8 protein-coding genes are annotated in these 17,755 nt (G+C 72.7%); 5 read left to right on the plus strand and 3 right to left on the minus strand.

Annotated elements, in window-relative coordinates; all coding sequences use genetic code 11:
• The first annotated feature begins 13 nt into the window (after nucleotides 1-13).
• From M2271_RS05345 to M2271_RS05360, 4 genes are read left to right on the plus strand one after another with little or no spacing between them, the layout of a single operon-like run.
• A complete protein-coding gene (locus tag M2271_RS05345; protein WP_280885928.1) occupies nucleotides 14-4,015 on the plus strand; it encodes an amino acid adenylation domain-containing protein in 4,002 nt (1,333 codons plus the stop codon).
• A gap of 29 nt (nucleotides 4,016-4,044) precedes the next feature.
• Nucleotides 4,045-13,404, plus strand: a complete 9,360-nt coding sequence (locus M2271_RS05350) for an amino acid adenylation domain-containing protein (RefSeq protein ID WP_348539143.1) — start codon at nucleotides 4,045-4,047, stop codon at nucleotides 13,402-13,404.
• Nucleotides 13,401-13,550, plus strand: a complete 150-nt coding sequence (locus M2271_RS05355; protein WP_280885930.1) for a hypothetical protein — start codon at nucleotides 13,401-13,403, stop codon at nucleotides 13,548-13,550. Before M2271_RS05350 ends, M2271_RS05355 begins: the two co-directional genes overlap by 4 nt.
• A 24-nt stretch (nucleotides 13,551-13,574) precedes the next feature.
• Nucleotides 13,575-14,447 (plus strand): TauD/TfdA family dioxygenase, encoded by an 873-nt coding sequence (locus tag M2271_RS05360; protein WP_280885931.1) that lies wholly within the window; start codon nucleotides 13,575-13,577, stop codon nucleotides 14,445-14,447.
• 98 nt (nucleotides 14,448-14,545) lie between these two features.
• On the opposite strand, the gene M2271_RS05365 is transcribed toward M2271_RS05360, so the two are convergent.
• The 3 genes from M2271_RS05365 to M2271_RS05375 all read right to left on the minus strand — a co-directional run bounded on the left by M2271_RS05365 (nucleotide 14,546) and on the right by M2271_RS05375 (nucleotide 16,931).
• Nucleotides 14,546-15,184: a YigZ family protein gene (locus tag M2271_RS05365; protein WP_280885932.1), complete on the minus strand. Its 639-nt coding sequence runs from the start codon at nucleotides 15,182-15,184 to the stop codon at nucleotides 14,546-14,548.
• A gap of 254 nt (nucleotides 15,185-15,438) precedes the next feature.
• The gene (locus M2271_RS05370; protein ID WP_280885933.1) at nucleotides 15,439-15,987 is read right to left on the minus strand and encodes a histidine phosphatase family protein; all 549 of its coding nucleotides are present in this window, start codon (nucleotides 15,985-15,987) and stop codon (nucleotides 15,439-15,441) included.
• Nucleotides 15,984-16,931, minus strand: coding sequence for a hypothetical protein (locus M2271_RS05375; protein WP_280885934.1), 948 nt, complete (start codon nucleotides 16,929-16,931; stop codon nucleotides 15,984-15,986). The genes M2271_RS05370 and M2271_RS05375 overlap by 4 nt, the downstream gene beginning before the upstream one ends.
• Nucleotides 16,932-17,167: 236 nt before the next feature.
• Here M2271_RS05375 and M2271_RS05380 point away from each other — a divergent pair, with 236 nt between their 5' ends.
• On the plus strand, nucleotides 17,168-17,575 hold the full coding sequence (locus M2271_RS05380) for a CoA-binding protein (RefSeq protein WP_280885935.1): 408 nt from the start codon (nucleotides 17,168-17,170) through the stop codon (nucleotides 17,573-17,575).
• Nucleotides 17,576-17,755: the final 180 nt, after the last annotated feature.

The raw sequence follows: 17,755 nt of genomic DNA on the forward strand, positions 1-17,755 counted from the left end.
TGAAGGGTAATCCGTGCCTTCCCCCCACATAACAGTCACCCATCACTCCGACGAGGGAACATCTCCCGCGCCCCTGTCACTGGCGCAGGAGCGGCTGTGGGTCATGGCACGTATGGACGGAGACGCCAGCGCTGCCTACAACGAGCCGATGCCCTTCGACATCCGGGGGCGGCTGGACCGGGACCTGCTCCTCCAGGCGCTGCACCTGCTCGCGGCTCGGCATGAGGCCCTGCGCACCCGGCTGGTGCCCTCCGGCGGCTCGGCGCTCCAGGTCGTCGACCCGCCGGAGACCGGGTTCCCGGTGACCTTCGAGGATCTGACGGGGCTGCCGGACGCGGCCGAACGGTTCGCGCGGACCCGGCAGGAGGTGGAAGGCACCCCGTTCCGCCTGGGCGAGGAGCCCATGGTGCGCGGCTGCCTGGTGGCGCTCGAACCGGACTACCATGTGCTGCTTCTGACGGCCCACCACATCGTCTTCGACGGCTGGTCCCGCTCCCTGCTGCTGCGAGAGCTGGGCCTGGTGTACACCGCGCTCCAGCAGGGGCGGGACGTGTCGCTGCCGGAACTGACGTGGCAGTACAGCGACTACACCCGCTGGCAGTGGGACTGGATGTCGGGGGAAGAGCCCGCCGCGCACGCCGGCTACTGGGCCGCCACGTTGACCGGCGCCCCGGCCGTTCTCTCCCTGCCCACTGACCGGCCTCGCCCGCCCGAGCAGGTCTTCCACGGCGACCGGGTGCCCGTGACCGTGGACGAGGACCTGACGCAGGCCCTGCGCGACCTCGCCGCGGACAACGATGTCTCCCTGTACGCGACCGTTCTGACCGGCTGGTCGTTGCTGCTCTCCCTGCTCTCCGGGCAGGACGACATCGTGGTCGGCGCCCCTACGTCGAACCGCCGTCGCGGGGACGTCGAGGCTCTGATCGGCTTATTCGTCAACACCGTCGCCCTGCGCGCGGACCTGTCCGGCTCCCCCAGCGTCAGCGACGCCCTGAAGCAGGTGAACCAGCGGATCCGCGACGCCCTCAAGCACGTCGACCTGCCCTTCGAGCGGGTCGTGGAACTGGTCAACCCGCCGCGGAGCCCCGCCTACACGGCACTGTTCCAGACCATGTTCGCCTGGGTCCCCTCCATGCGGAAGGAACTCGAACTCCCGGACATGAAGGTCGAGTTACGGGAAGACGCCGCCCACGTCCCCGCGAAGTTCGACATGGTCCTGGCCCTGGCCGACGAGGGCCGACACCTCACCGGGGAGATCGACTACGCGGTGGCGCTCTTCGACCGGGCGACCGTCGAACGGTACGTACGCCAGTTCCTCCGTGTGCTGCGCCTGATGACCGAACGGCCCGAAGCCGAGATCGCCGACCTGACGTTGCTGGACGAGGACGAGCAGCGGGAACTCCTCGCCACCTTCAGCGCGGGGCCCGCCGCGGCAATACCGGGCATGCCGGCACCGGCGGGCCTGCTGGAGCGGTTCGCGGCGCAGGTGCGCGAACGGCCGCAGCAGCCCGCGGTGGTGGCCGGGGACGCGGAACTGGACTACGCGACGCTCGACCGCCGGGCCGACCGGCTCGCCGGCGCGCTGATCGCCCGCGGTGCCGGGCCCGACCGCGTAGTGGGCCTGCACGCCGGACGCACGGCCGAACTCGTCGTCGGCGTGCTCGGCATCCTCAAGGCCGGAGCCGCCTACTTGCCCCTCGACCCCGGACAGCCGTCGGAACGGCTCACTGCCATGGTGAGCGACGCCGCACCGGTCCTCGTGCTGACCGACCAGGCCGACACCGCGGGCGACGACCGGCAGCTGTGGGAGAACCTGGCGAAGGTGGAGGCCCAGGGAACGTACGACGAAGCGCCGGACATCGACGCGGACCCCGCCCGGCTCGCCTACGTCATCTACACCTCGGGATCGACCGGCCGCCCCAAGGGCGTGGCGGTGACGCACGGCAGCGTCGTCAATCTCTTCGACCACTGGCGTGAACTCATGGGAGACGCCCCCGGTGAGGCGTCGTCGGCCTGGTCGAGCATCGGCTTCGACGCGTCGGTGCACGAGCTCCTCATGCCGTTGACCACCGGAGCGGTGCTCCACATGGTTCCCGAGGAGCTCCGGGGCGACCCCGGGGCGCTGATGGGCTGGCTGCGCGAACGCAAGGTCACCCAGGCGTTCCTGCCGCCGTCCTACGTCCTGTGGATCGACGAGGATCCGGCCACGCGACTGGCTGGGATGAGCCTGCGTCAGCTCCTCACCGGAGTGGAGTCCCTGCCCGAGAACGCCCTGCACCGCATGCGTGAGCTGCTGCCCGGCCTGCGTATCTGCTTCGGTTACGGCCCGACGGAGGCGACGCTCTACTCCACCGCCTACACCGACCCGCAGCCGTACGAACGGTCGTGCCCCATCGGGCGGCCGCTGCGCGGCACCCGCCTGTACCTGCTCGACGACCGCATGCGCCCGGTGCCGGTGGGGGTTCGCGGTGAGGTCTACCTCGGCGGAGCGAGCCTGGCCCGCGGATATCTGAACCGGCCCGACCTCACCGACGAGCGTTTCCTACCCGACCCGTTCGTGCCCGGCGAACGCGTCTACCGCACCGGCGACGTGGCGCGCTGGCTGCCGGACGGCAACGCCGAGTACGTCGGCCGCCGCGACGACCAGCTCAAGCTGCGCGGCTTCCGCATCGAACCCGGGGAGGTCGAGGCAGCGCTGCTGGCGGTGCCCGGCGTGCGGGAGGCCGTGGTGCTGGCCGACCGCGACACGCCGGGCGGCCCCCACCTGGTCGCCGGCGTGGCATGTGACGCCGAAGCCACGCGGACGGCGTACGAGTGGCGCGCGGCCCTCATGGACCGCCTGCCGGACTACATGATCCCCGTCGTGGTGGCCGAGTTCCCGCGGCTGCCGTTGAACCGCAGCGGCAAGGTGGACCGGACAGCGGTGCTGCGCGCCGCGGCAGGGGCCCGCTCCGGGCGGGTCAACACCGCCGCGCCCCGCGACCACGTCGAGATGGCGCTGTACCGGATCTGGCGGCGGGTGCTGCTGCACCCGGACGTCGGAATCGGCGACAACTTCTTCGAGCTCGGCGGCACGTCGATCTCGGCGATCAAGATGGCATCCGCCGTCCAGGAGCGACTCGGCGTGACGCTGCCGGTCCGGGACGTCATGCTGCATCCCACCATCGAGGCGCTCGCCGAGCGGGTGCGCAACAACGGCGCCGAGGCCTCGCGGTCCGCGGAGTTCAGCAGCCTGGTGGAGTTCCGCGCCGGCCGCGGCCGGCAGCGCGTGGCGTGCGTGCATCCCGCCGGCGGCACCGCGTTCTGCTATCTGCCGCTGTCCACCGCGCTGCCCGACGACGTCGGCGTGGTGGGACTTCAGGCGCCCGGCATCAACCCCGGCGAGTCCACCCTGCCCGGTGTCGAGGCGATGGCGCAGGAGTATCTGCGGCTCATCGGTCCCCGCCCGGACGAGGCACTGGTGCTGTGCGGGCTTTCCTACGGCGGCCTGATCGCGTACGAGATGGGCCGCCACCTGGTGGCGGCCGGGCACGAGAGGGTGAGCGTGGTCCTGCTCGACACCCATGGCGCGCAGGACGCGGAGCAGCGCGCCGCGATCGCGCCGGTCGGCATGGAGGAGTTCCGGGAGAAGCTGGTGCGCTTCAACGGCATGTACCCGGGCATCGACGACGACCAGGTGGACCGGTATCTGACCGTCTACAACCACCACCGCGAGACGGCGCGCGACTACGCCGTACCCGAATCGCCGGCCCGTGTCGTGCTGATGCAGGCGACGGCCGTGGAGGACGAGGACGGTGACGGCGCGGCCGCCCGCCTGCGCGCGTTCTGGCGGCGCCGCGTCAGCGGTCAGTTCGTGGTCGAGCCGGTGGCCTGCGGTCACTGGGACATGTTGGAGAGCGACGAACTGCCACGCGTTGCCGCCGTCCTCGCCGCCGAACTGGACCGGCAGGCAACCGGCCCGGGCGAAACCGTGACGGAGCGCACCACACTTTCTGGCACGTCGGAGGCACGATGAAACCGCGCGTCGAAACTTCCCCAGCCGACGTGGCCGAGGACCTGAGCGCACCGGTCGGGCTCGCCTTCGAGATACACCGCCAGGCCCTGCGCTCACCGCAGGCGGACGCGGTCGCCGACGGCGACGTACGGCTGGACTACGCGACGTTGAACGCCGCGGCCGCCGCCGTGGCCGAGGCGCTGGGCCGCCAGGGCGTGACTCCCGGGCAGGCCGTGGCGGTGGCGCTGCCGCGCTCGTGGCGGCTGGTCTGCGTGATGCTGGGCATTCTGCGGCTGGGGGCCCAAGTGGTGCCGCTGGACACCCAGAGCCCCGCCGAACGCCGCAGCTTCATCCTGCAGGATTCCGGAGCGGCCGCCCTGGTGCACGCCGCCCCCGAGAGCGTCACCGAGCTTCCGCAGGGCATGAAGGCGCTCGCCGTCGACACCTTGCTGCCCGAACTCCCGGATGCCGCGGCTCCCGTGCAGGCGCCGCCCGCCGCCGGCGAGGTGTCCTTCCTGTTCTACACCTCCGGAACGACCGGACGGCCCAAAGGCGTCGAGGTCCGTGACGCCGGAGTCATGCGGCTGGCACGACCCGGGTACATCCGTGTCGAGCCCGGCCTGCGCTATTCCTTTCTGGCGAATCCGGCGTTCGACGCGCTGAGCTTCGAGGTCTGGGTACCCCTGCTGACCGGTGGCTGCTGCGTGGTCGTGCGCGACGGGGACGCCCAGACTCCCGAGCGGCTCGCCGCGGCACTGCGGCACGAGCGGGTGGATACCGTCTTCATCACGACCGCGCTGTTCAACGCGATGGTCACGGCCGTGCCGGACTGCTTCGCCGCGGCCGGCGAGGTTCTGGTGGGCGGTGAGCAGCTCAACCCCCGAGTGATGCGCCGCTGGTACCGGGACAACGCCGACAGCGGCACCCGTCTGTTCAACATCTACGGGCCGACGGAGTCCACCACCTTCGCCCTGTGCCATCCCATCCCGCGGGACTTCGACAGTGACGTGGTGCCGATCGGCCGGCCCCTGCCGCAGACCGATGCCGTCCTGGTCGTGCCGGGCCTGGAGAGGGTGGCCGCGACCGGTGAGGTCGCCGAACTCCTGTTGAGCGGCGCCGGACTTGCGGTCGGGTACCGCAACCTCCCCGAGGAGACCGAGCGGCGCTTCGTGCGGCTCGCCTGGCTCGACGGCGGCGAGGAACGGTATTACCGCACCGGTGACCTCGTTCGAGCCGACGACGAGGGCCGGGTGGAGTACGTCGGACGAACCGACCGCCAGGTCAAGGTCCGCGGCTTCCGGATCGAGCCCGGCGAGGTGGAGCGGCGCGTTGTCGCCCACCCGGCGGTCCGGCGGGCCTATGTGTGCACACGCCGCGCGGGCCAGGAGGCGCCGAACGAGTTGCTGGCATTCGTCGTCCTGCAACAGGAGCTGTCCTACGAGAGCTTCGACAGCCACCTCGCAGCCCACCTGCCCGCCTATATGCGCCCGCACCAGATCCATCTCGTGGGGGAGCTGCCGCTCAACGCCAACGGCAAGGTCGACCAGGCCGCGCTGCTGCGGCAGGCCGGCCGGCCCTGGCGGCCGGCCGCCTCCGACGGACGGGCCGCGACGGAAACGGAGCGCGAGGTCCTGGAGCTGGCCGAGGAGATCCTTGGTTCCACCGGCCTCGGGCTCGGTGACCGGTGGATCGCCGCCGGCGGCGACTCGTTGAAGGCCCTGCGGTTCTGCTTCGCCGTCCGGCAGCGGTGGGGCTGCGACCTGACGCAGGCGGCCGTCCTCCACGGCGACCTGGCCGCGATCGCCCAGGCCGTCACCACGGCCGGCCCCGGCGAGGAAAGCGCCTGTCCGGCACCGGTGGTCGCCGGTGCCCACTCGGCGCCCGCCACGAGCGAGCAGCAGCGGCTGTGGCTGCTGCAGCGCCGCGCACCGGGCTCCCGGGCGTACTCCGTCAACCAGGCCTTCCGCGTGGACGGGCCCGTCGACACCGCCGCTCTCCGACGGGCGCTGCGGGCCCTGGTGGCACGCCACGCGGCACTGCGGACAGGCTTCGCCTTCGGGCCACAGGGACTCCGGCAGACAGTCGGCGAACCGTACGATCCCTGGCACGAGCCGGACACACGGCAGGCATGGGACGAGGAAGAAGCGCACGCCTTCGCCGACGCCTTCTTCGCCGAGCCCTTCGACCTCGCCGTCCCCCGTATGCTCCGGGCCTGCTGGCTGCCCCGAAACGGCGGCGGAACGCTTCTGCTGCACCTGCACCACATCGCCGTCGACGGCTGGTCGCTGAGCATCCTGCTGCGGGACCTGTCCGCCGACTACGCCGTGACCACCGACGCCGACGCCGAAACCGGCCGGCACACGGCACCGGCTCCGAACCCACTGGACTTCGCGGCCTGGCAGAGCGAGTGGTTCGCGACTGCGGCCTACCAGGCGCAGCGCGACGAACTCCTGGCGTACTACCAGGACCTGGAGGAGCCCCAGGAACCGCTGCCCGCCCAGGACGCGGATCCGGCACCGCGGGCGCGGCTGCTGCACACGTCGCTCGACGTCGTACGCCGGGCCGAGGTGGACCGGCTCTGCGCCGAGTTCGGGCTGACCCGCTTCCAGGTGCTGCTGAGCGTGTTCTCCTGGAGCCTGTACGGCGTGACCGGCCTGGTCCACCCGCGCGTCGCCGCCCCGGTCGCCAACCGCCCGGTACGCGAGTTCGAGGACAGCGTGGGCATGATGGCGAACACCGTGCTGCTGCCTGTGGCCGTCGCGCCCGGTGCGGACCTGCGCTCGCACCTCGCCCGCACAGGGACCGGCACGGGGCAGGTGCTGCGACACCAGGACGTGGCGCTCGCGGACGTCCTGACCGGCTGGGAGGCCGTCGGCGACGGCACCCCGTTCGATCTCCTGTTCGTCCTGGAGAACACCGACTTCGGGGGGCTGCGGCTGCCCGGCTGCGTCCAGCGCCCCCTGTGGTGGGCCGCGTCGGAGGCCAAGTGCCCGATGACGGTCTCCGTTCTCGAGCACCCCGACGGACTCGACCTGCTGTGGGAGTACGCCGAGGACCGGTTCACCGGCGAGGCCGTCGAGGCGATGGCCGAGCTGTTTCGGCGGGGCGTGGACGCGCTCGCGTCCGGTGGCCGCTCCACCGTGCGGGAGCTGGTGGCGCCGTACCGGCGGTCCCTGCCGGAACACGGGCGCGGACCCGTCCCGGAAGCGGGCTTCACCACGATCGCCGAGGGCTTCGCTCGGCAGGTCGCCCGCACCCCGGACGCCCCCGCCGTGATCACGGCCGCCGGGAGCACCCTGAGCTACGCGGCGCTCGACGCCCGCGCGGCGGCCCTCGCCGCGGAACTGGCCGACCGCTACCCCGTCCCTGCCGACGGCAGCCCCTGCCGGGCGGCCCTGTACCTGGACCCGTCCGCCGAGCACGTGGTGGCCCTGCTGGCGCTGGCGCGGCTGAACGTCACCGCCGTCCCCCTCGACCCCTCCTACCCGGTCGACGTGCTGCACCGCGTCCTGGAACGGGTCGACCCGCTGTGCGTCCTGGTCACGCACGACGGCGCACCGGCGCTGGACACGCTGCTCCCGGACGGCGTGGTGCGCCACCTCGTCGTCCTGGCGGACCCGGCGCCGCAGGAGGGCGACGGCGCGAGCGCACCGTACGAAGGGCGCACGCGCGACCGGCGCACGCACGAAGAGCGCACGCACGAAGAGCGCACGCACGACGGCACCCGACCGCTGTACACCCTGTTCACCTCCGGTTCCACCGGTGTCCCCAAGGGCGTCCAGATCTTCGACCGCACGCTGTGCGACCTGATCCGGTGGCAGTCCGGCCCCGGCGGCCTGACCGCTCCGGCGGCCACCCAGCAGTTCTCGATGCTGGCGTTCGACGTGTCCTTCCAGGAGATCTTCGGGACGCTGTGCACCGGCGGCAGCCTCCAGCTCATACGCCCCGAGTGGCGCCAGGACGCCCCCGCGCTTCTGGAGCGGCTGGAGTCCGCGGGGACCGAGCGGATCTTCATGCCCTACGTTGCCCTGCAACTGCTCGCCGAGTACGCGGTCCGGCTGGGCAGGTTCCCCTCCCGGCTGCGCGAGGTGGTCACCGCGGGCGAGCAACTGGTGTGCACCGACACCATCCGTCGCTGGTTCGCCGGACTGCCCGGCGCCCGCCTGTTCAACCACTACGGGCCGACCGAGACCCATGTGGTCAGTGCCCTGTGCCTGGAGGGCGACCCGGGTCAGTGGCCCGAGCGGCCCGCCATCGGACGCCCGGTGGCCGGCGCCGACCTGCGCGTGGTGGACGCCCAGGGCGACCCGGTCCCGTCCCGGTGCACCGGAGAGCTGCTGATCGGCGGCACCATGACCACCCGCTGCTACCTCGACGAACCCGCTCTCGACGACACCCGCTTCGTCGAGGTGCCCGGAGCGGGCCTGTTCTACCGCAGCGGCGACCGGGCGTGGTTCGACGGCGAGGGCCTGCTGCACTACGCGGGCCGCGACGACCAGCAGATCAAACTGAGCGGGCACCGGCTGGAACTCGGCTCCGTCGAAGCGGCCCTGCTCCGCCATCCGGCGGTGGCCAACGCCGTCGTCGCGCGTGCCGGCGACCGGCTGACCGCCTGCCTGGAGGTCCGTGACGGGTCCCCGTCCGCCGACGACCTGGCCGCGCATCTGTCCGCTCTGCTGCCCTCCTACGTCCGCGTGGACCGTTTCCGGAGACTGGAGACGCTGCCGCGCACCCCCAGCGGCAAGCTGGACCGGCAGGCGGCGCTTCGGGCACCGGGCGAGGAGATACGCCGTTCGTCGGTGGCCCGCACCGGGCTGTCGGCCGAGGAGGAGCGGCTCACCGCCGCCTTCGAGGAGGTCACCGGCGCGACGATCGGACCGGACCAGACCTTCTTCGAGGCGGGTGCCTCCAGTCTCGCTCTCATGCGCTTCCATCTGCGCTGCACCACGGCACTCGGTTTACGCTTCAGCGTCGCGGACCTGTTCGAGTACGTCACTGTCCGCTCCCTGGCCCGTCACCTCGCCGCCGACGACCTCCCCGGCACCCGGAGGCCTGTCACACCGGCCGAGAAAGACGGCGAGGCCCCGGAGCCCGGCGAACCGATCGCGGTCGTCGGCATGGCGGTGCGGGTGCCCGGCGCCCCGGACCTGGCGGCCTTCTGGGACCTGGTGGTCTCCGGCGGCACCGGTATCCGCCGTGTCGACGCCCCGGAGGGCGTCATCGGCGCGCACAGCACGCTCGACGGGATGCTCGACTTCGACCCGGGCCACTTCGGCATCAGCCCTCAGGAAGCGCGCCTGATGGACCCCCAGCAGCGTCACCTGCTGATGGCCTGCGTGCAGGCACTGGCACACGCCGGAGTCGCGGACACGTCGGCCGCGCGGGTGGGCCTGGTGGCCGGTGCCGGGGAGAACACCTACTTCCAGTCCATGCTGCGCGAGGCGGACCCCGGCCGGCTGCCCGACGGCTTCCAACTCGCCCTGCACCACGAGAAGGACTTCCTGGCCACCAAGGTGGCTTACCACCTCGATCTGACCGGTCCCGCCTTCAGCGCCCAGACGGCGTGCTCCAGTTCCCTGGTCGCCGTGCACCTCGCGGCCGGCCTGCTCCGGCAGGGCGAGGCCGAGGTGATGCTCGCCGCAGGAGTGCTCGTCGACCCCGGACTGACCGGCGGCTACCGCTACCGCCCGCAGCACATCTTCTCCGCGGACGGCGACTGCCGCCCCTTCAGCGACGACGCGACCGGGACGGTCGGCGCGAGCGGCGTCGGCGTCGTGGTCCTCAAACCGCTGCGGCAGGCACGGCGCGACGGCGACACCGTCTACGCCGTCATCACAGGCTCCGCGATCAACAACGACGGCGCGGCGAAGATGAGTTACACCGCGCCGTCCCTGGCCGGGCAGCGCGAGGTGATCCGGACCGCCCTGGCCCGCGCCGGACGCACGGGAGCCGACCTCGGCTACGTGGAGGCGCACGGAACCGGTACCCGGCTGGGCGACCCGATCGAAGTGGGTGCGCTCCGCCAGGCGTTCGACGTGAGCGAGTCCGGTCGCTGCGCGCTCAGCTCCGTCAAGAGCCAGCTCGGCCACATGGGCGCGGCCGCCGGTGTGGTGGGCCTCGTGCGCGCCGTCCTCGCCGTGCACCACGGGAGCGTCCCGCCCACCATCAACTTCCGCGCCTTCAACCCGGAGATCGGCCCCGACCCCACCCCCTTCTACGTCCCGGCCCAGGCCACGCCCTGGCCCGGGGGACGCGAACGGGTGGCCGCGGTGAGCAGCTTCGGGATCGGCGGCACCAACGCCCATGTCATCGTGGAACAGGACGTGGAACAGGACACCGGGACCGGCACCGCCGAGGCCGGCGCGGTACCCGAGTGCCTGGTGCTGTCCGCCTCCAGCGCGGGCGCCCTCGCCACCGACGCCGCCCGGATCGCCGACTTCCTCCACCTGCGGCCCGAGCTCTACGAGTCCGTGCTGCGCCATCTGCAGACCGGACGCGCGGCCCGCCGGCTGCGGACCGCGGCGCCCGTCACGGACGCCGCCGCCGCCGCGCACTGGCTGCGCGCGGTGGCCGCGGGAGAGGTCCCGCACGGCACCGCGGACCCGGACGCCGCGCCGGTTTCCGCCGTCGGCCGCACGGCCCGCGACCTCGCCGAGGACTGGACCGCCGGACGACCCGTCGACTGGCCGACGGGCCCCGCCCCGGCGCCCTGGGACTTCCCGCCCCCGTCCTTCGCGCTCGCGGAGTACGACTTCGACCGCACGCCCGAGCCGGCCGCGGAACCCCGGCGGCTGCCGAAGGCCGACTGGCTGCACCAGCCGCACTGGGTCCGGCTGCGCCGCGCCGCCGTTGCGGGCACCACCGCACGGGCCGGCCGCGCGTCCGTCGTGGTCGTCGTGGCCTCCGAGAGCACGCCACAGGCAGCGTTCGCGCCGTTCCAGGCCGTGGCGTCACGCGTGGTACGGGTGCACCCGTCCAGCACCTTCGCCCGCAGGGGACCCGACGTCTTCGACGCCGACCCGGCCGACCCGGCGTCCCTGCGCCTGCTGTTCGACGCGCTGTCCGAGGACGGCACCGACGACACCCCGCCCCTGGCCGACACGGAGTGGGTGCACGCGCTGCCCCTGGACGTGACGGGGCCGGTCGGTCCCGGAACGCTGGACCACGCCCGCCACGCCTGCCTGGACACCACGGCGGCCCTGGCACAGGCACTGTCGGGGCGGACCGGCTCCCCGCGCGTGTGGTGGCTGTCGTACGGCGCCCGGCCCGTGGCCGGGACGGTGGACAGGCCCGAACTGGCGCTCCTCGCGGGGCCGGTCGAGGTCGCCCCCCAGGAGGCTGCCCTGGACGGCCACTGGCTGGACCTCCCCGACGGCGACCTCACCCGCTGGGCCGGACACGTGGCCTCGGTCGTCGCCGAAGCACGCCGGGCCGGGCATCCGGGCGGCCCGGCTCTGCCCCGGCAGCTCGCGCTGCGGCAGGGCTACTGGTGGCGACCGGGCACCACGCCCGTGGCGGCGCCGTCCGCCACGGAGCCCCTTGTACCGTCCGGTGAGGACACCGTCCACCTGGTACTGGGCGGCACGGGTGGCATAGGCCGCGCCATCGCCGCCTGGCTGCTGGAGCACACCGGCGGCCGGGTCCTGCTGCTGTCGAGGAATCCGCGGCTGCCCGCGGAACTGACCCGCTGGGCCGACCGCGTCGGCCTCGTCCCGGCGGATCTGGCGGCCATGCCCGTGCACGAAGTGGCGGCGGCCGTCGCCGAGCACACGCCGCGGCTGGACGGCGTGATCCACGCGGCCGGCCTCGGATTCGGGGGGCTGCTCGTACGACGCGACGCCACGGCGATGCGCGACGCCGCCCCGGCCCGGGAGAAGGGCGCACTCGTCGTGGAGCACCTGATCGAGACCTTCCGTCCGGAGATCGCGGTCTACTGCTCCTCGATGTCAGCCCTGCTCGGCGGCGTCGGCCAGAGCGACTACGCGGCCGGCGCGAGCCTCCTGGACGGCTTCGCCCACCACCGCGCCGGAGAGACGGAGACGACCGTCCGGATCGGCATCGACTGGGACATCTGGAGCGAGACCGGAATGGCGACCCGGGTCCTGAACACGGACAGCCGCCATCAGGCCCACCTGGCGGTCGGTCTGACGGTCGAGGAAGGCAAGGCGGTCTTCGCCCAAGCCCTGGCCCTGCAACTGCCGCAGCTTCTCGTCTCCACCACCGACATCGATGTCTCCCGCGCCTTCTACGCCCCCGCCGACGACGACCGGGCGGAACCGCTCACCTCGTGGTCCGGGCCGGCGCACCGCACGGACGGCGAGGCGGGTTCCTCGGACCCGGACAGTGCCGCGGAACCAGCCGACGCCATGGTCCGCGTGATCCAGGACCTGCTGGGCGTGGACGAACTGGACCCGGACGACTCCCTGTACGACCTCGGCGCCGACTCGCTGACCCTGATCAGCCTGATCGCCCAGATCGAGGACGACCACGGCGTCGAACTCGACCTGGGCTCCTTCAGCCACCGGGTCAGCCTCACCGAGATCCTCAAACACGTCGAGGCGGCCCTCACCACCGCCGAGCCCACCGCGAGGGCGGCCAGGAGCACCGCCTCCCGGGTCGTCCTCGACATCTGGCAGAAGGGAACCGGCTCGGCTGTCCTGTGCCTGGTGCACCCCGTGGGCGGAGACATACAGGCCTACCGGTCCCTGGTGACAGCGCTCGGACCCGCACCGACCGTGTGCCTCATCGCCGACCCGGCACTCCACGACGCCGCGATGCCCGCGTGGTCACTGGCCGAACGCGCCCGTCACTACGACGCGGAACTTCGTGACCACTTCGGCGGCTCCGGCCACCGGCTCCACCTGGCCGGGTGGTCCTACGGCGCCCGGGTGGCCATGGAGATGGCCGGCCTGGCCGAGTCGACCGGGCAGCCGGTGGAGGCGCTCTTCCTGCTGGACCCCCCGCCGCCGCAGGCGGACGCGCCGGTCGCCGCCTACGACGAGACCCACCTCGAGAAGGTGTTCGCCGCCGAACTCGGCACCGGCGTCTCATCGATGTCGGCAGAACACGCGCAGGCGTACGCCGAAAGGCTGGCCCGCTGCTGCCGGGCGAACCTGCGCAGCCTGGGCGAGCACCGGGTGCGGCCGCTCGCCCTCATCCCCACGTTCCTGTGGCTGGCCGAACAGCCCACGACGGGTATGCCCGCACCCGGCGACCCGCAGGAGACGGACCGGCAGTGGAGTGCCTGTCTGCCCCCCTCCGCCGTACGGCGGTCCCTGCCCACCGACCACTACGGCATCGTCGCGCCACCTCATGTGCACACGGTGGCCGAGACCATCACGGCAACGCTGGCGGACCCGGCAGCCGGTGCCCGGACCCGCCGCGAGCCGGAATCGGAGCGCGTCCGGTGAACCTCTGCCAGTCCCTGCCCGTCCGGTCGTTCCGGCCGCCCGCGGCCGCCGAGCCGGACCCGCTGGACACCGAGGAGTTCCGGACACCCGGTTTCGCCCTCGGCCAGGACGACCCGGTCGTCACCGCGGGCTCCTGCTTCGAGTAACCCACCCCCCTCTGGAGGATGTTCATGGAGACATACGAACACGAAGCACTGGAAGCGGTGACCACGCGTCCCGTGCACCCCTACCGGACGCTCACGGTCGAACGGATCACCCCCGTTCTGGGCGCGGAGGTCTCAGGCGTCGACCTGTCGACGGAGATCCCGGCGGAGCAACTGGACGAGATACGCACCGCGTTCCGCGATCACCACGTCCTGGTCTTCCGCAATCAGACGATCACCGTCGAGGACCAAAGGCGTTTCGCCGCTGCCTTCGGCGAGCTGCGTCCCGTCAACCCGCCGCCGCCCGAGGGGGACCCGTACGTCCTGGAGATCCGCACGACGCCGGCCGCGGCGAACGTGGCGGGCAACGGCTGGCACGCCGACGGCACCGCCGACGCCGAACCGTCGCTGGGGTCGATGCTCTACATCACCGAGATCCCCGAGCCGGGCTGCGGCGGCGACACCCTCTTCGCCAACATGCACCTCGCCTACGACATGCTCTCGCCTGCCATGCGCTCCCTGCTGGACCCGCTCACCGCCATACACGACGGCGCCCAGGCCCTCGCGGGTTACACCCCGCCCGCGGACTACGTCATCCCCAAGAGCGAGCACCCGCTCGTCGCCCGGCATCCCGAGACCGACCGCAAGCTGCTCTACGTCAACAAGGCCTACACCAGCCGCGTCCCGCAGCTCTCCGCCCAGGAGAGCCAGGCCCTGCTCGACATGCTCTTCGACACCATCGCCTGCAGGCCGATCCTGCACTGCCGCGTTCGCTGGACCCCTGGCACCCTCGTCTTCTGGGACAACCGCTGCGTTCAGCATCACGCGACGTACGACTACTACCCCTACGCTCGCTACGGCCGGCGCGTCGCCATCAACGGCGGCCCCGTCAAGGGCTGACGGCGCGACCGGAGAAGGCGTCGTGCACGGACCGTGAGATCCGTGCACGACGCCTCACCGGTCACCCGACAATCGGCCGGGCCATGTCCCCTGCGGCTTCACACCCGCGGCGACGCGTCCCCGTATGCCTCTCCGCCCAGTTCGAACGCGGCGGTACCGGCCGTCGCGTCGGCCAGCCAGGCCCGGAACGTCTCCACCTCGGCGTCCGGCAGCCCGATCTCGAGGGTGACCGCCTCGCCGTAGCGCACGTCCCGCACCTCGCGTCCGGTGGCCCGCAGATCGTTCTGGATCTTGCCCGCCCGCTGGTGGTCCACCGTCACCGTGGCGAGGCGGAACCGGCGGCGGGTGAGCGAGCCGAGGGTGTCGAGCGCTTCGCCGACGGCTCCGCCGTACGCCCTGATGAGGCCGCCCGCGCCCAGCTTGACGCCGCCGTAGTAGCGGGTGACGACGGCGACGACGTACCGCATGTCGCGGCGCAGCAGCATCTGGAGCATGGGGACGCCTGCGGTGCCGCCGGGTTCGCCGTCGTCGCTCGCCCTCTGGATCGAGGCGTCGGCGCCGATGACGTACGCGAAGCAGTTGTGCGTGGCGTCCGCGTGTTGCTTGCGGACGCCGGCGACGAAGTCCTGGGCCTCCCGCTCGGTGGCGACCGGCGCGAGGGCGCACCGGAAGCGGGACCGGTTGACTTCGGTCTCATGCACGCCCGCGCGGGCCACTGTGCGGTACTCGTCCTGCATCGGGCCAGCCTATGCGGAGCGGCCGGGCTCGCGGTCGGCCCAGATGCGGTGCCGGTGTCCTGGACACCCGCCGCACGATCACGGCGGCGGTGTTCCTGACGGGCGTCAAGGCGGTTGCCGGCGTCGCGGTGGTGCCGGTGGTACCTGTGGCGACGTATCTGACGTCCGACGTGGTCGTTCCGGTCATCCGCGAGATCTCCCGCCGCCGAGCAGGACCGGACCGGAGCGCCGCCCGCGCGTCCATGTCGGCCGGATCACTTCTTCTTCTTCTTCCCTCGCGGGACGATCACACGGGTCAGCAGGGCCGCCCCCCAAGTCAGGTCCCGCCAGTCGGTGCCGCGCCAGGCCAGGGCGGCGATCGCCGAGGTCGGGAACTTCAGGCGGATCTCGTCCAGCGCGTCGTCGAGGCCGTCCCCGGCCAGGTCGAGGACCAGTTCCTCCAGCCCGGGGTTGTGCCCGACCAGGAGCAGCGTGTCGACCTCGGCGGGCACGGCCTGTACGACGCCCAGCAGCTCCGCTGCGTCGGCCCCGTACACCTCCGCTTCGAAACGCACCGGCGGTGGTGTGCCCCACTGCGCGGAGACCGACTCCCAGGTCTGGCGGGCCCGTACGGCGGTGGAGCACAGGGCGAGGTCCGGCAGCAGGTCGGACTCCGCGAGGACACGGCCCGCGGCGGGGGCGTCCCGGCGGCCACGCGGTGCGAGTGGGCGTTCGTGATCGGCGACGCCGTCGGGCCAGGCGGACTTGGCGTGCCGCAGCACGACCAGGTGACGCAGCGGGCCCGCTCCCGCGCGGGCGATCATGCCGGGGATCCCACGTCGCGGGTGAGTTCGAGACCGAGCAGCCGGTCGGCGTACGCGTACGTCTCGAAGCGGGCCCCTTCGGGCAGGTCCGAGCTCTCCACCCGCCGCAGGACCCGCAACACCCCGGGCACGTCCAGGTCGTCCTCCCAGGCGGCCCGCAGCTCTCCACGCACGTCCTCGGGGATGGCCCGCGACGGCTCCCGCGCCCACCCGGCGACCGCCCGCCGCCACCGTACGAGCATGTCCCCCGCGTCCCCCAGGGCGTCCGCGTCCAGCGGCACGGGCACGTTTCGGCGCCGGGAGAGCAGCGCCAGGCGTACGACGGCGGCGTCGGGGCCCTCCGGAACCCCGCCGTCAGCGAAGGCGACGGGGGCGACAAGGGTGACAGGGGCGACGGCGAGGTGGACACCGACGGGGGCGTGAGAGGCGGCCTGAGCGGCGCCGGACGTGTGGCGGCCGTCGGGAACCAGTGCGGTGCCGGACGCGGAGCTGATCCCGGTCGGCGGCCCGCTCCCGGCTCCCGGCCCGTTCCCCGGCAGGGACTCGCCCGCGCCCTCGCCCTCACTCTCGTCCGCGCCCTCGTCCTCGGCCTCACCGCCCACACGGATCACCTGGGCCACCCTCAGTCCCACCCCGGTGTCCCCGGTGTTCCCGGTGTCCCCGGTGTTCCCGGTGTCCCCGGTGTTCCCGCTGTCCTCGAACGGCCGAATGCCCAGGGCCGCGGCGCCCGCCCCGAGGCTCGGTTGCTGCCCCGGGCTGCTCAGCAGCGGCCAGACCGGTGTGCCGCCCATTTCCAGGACACGGACGAGGACGTCGGCGACGAGCAGCACCCGTAGAGCCGTCGTGTCGTTGCCCGTGACGTGGGCCTCGACCCGGGTCAGGCCACGGCGGGCGGGAGCGGGGTCGACCGGTTCGCCGGTCCGGGCGTCGATGATGCGCAGCACGGGCTGAGCGTAGGCGGGCGGACAGCACCGCGCCACCGCTGAACCGAACACAGGTTCCATCCGGCTCGGATCGGACCGGCTCCGGTCGGCCACCCCGGCGGGGATCACCGGCCGTCCCGACGGGATCACCGGCCGTCCCGACGGGGATCACGGGCGGTCCCGACGGGGAATCACCGGCCACCGCGCGCTGTTGCTCCGTACGCCAGGCAGTCCGCGAACAGCCCGAGGAGCCCCCGGTGTATGGCGACGACGCAACGGTCCGCAAGATCCTCACCGACCTGGGTGACACCTGGGCCGTGGTCGGCCTGTCGTCGAACCGGCGGCGCGCCGCGTACGGCGTGGCCGAGGTGCTGCAGCGCTACGGCAAGCGGGTCGTGCCGGTCCACCCCAAGGCGGAGACCGTGCACGGCGAGCAGGGATACGCCTCGCTCGCGGACATTCCCTTCGACGTGGACGTCGTCGACGTGTTCGTGAACAGCGACCTCGCCGGAGCGGTCGCCTCCGAGGCGGCGGCGAAGGGCGCCGGTGCCGTCTGGTTCCAGCTCGGCGTCGTGGACGAGGCCGCGTTCGACCGCACCCGGGAGGCCGGCCTGGAGATGGTGATGGACCGCTGCCCCGCCATCGAGATCCCCCGCCTGGGCTGAGCGCTTCCGCATGCGGAGGTCCTGGCCGGTAAAGCTGGTGTACGGGTCACCGTATGCGGAGTGCGTCACTGCTCGCCTCCGCGCCCGCCCGCCCGCTCCCACCGCGATGACGACAGCGACCGTCCGGTGAACACCAACGGTCGCGAGCGCCTCCGCCGAGGCCTCCGGACGTTCCCCGCC

Origin of the sequence: Streptomyces sp. LBL (assembly GCF_029893585.1) — a bacterium.
In the GTDB taxonomy this organism is placed as follows: Bacteria; Actinomycetota; Actinomycetes; order Streptomycetales; family Streptomycetaceae; genus Streptomyces.

Coding starts and splice junctions, on each gene's coding strand:
- M2271_RS05360 (WP_280885931.1), top strand. CDS start 13,575: ATGGAGACATACGAACACGAAGCACTGGAAGCGGTGACCACGCGTCCC.
- M2271_RS05365 (WP_280885932.1), bottom strand. CDS start 15,184: ATGCAGGACGAGTACCGCACAGTGGCCCGCGCGGGCGTGCATGAGACC.
- M2271_RS05370 (WP_280885933.1), bottom strand. CDS start 15,987: ATGATCGCCCGCGCGGGAGCGGGCCCGCTGCGTCACCTGGTCGTGCTG.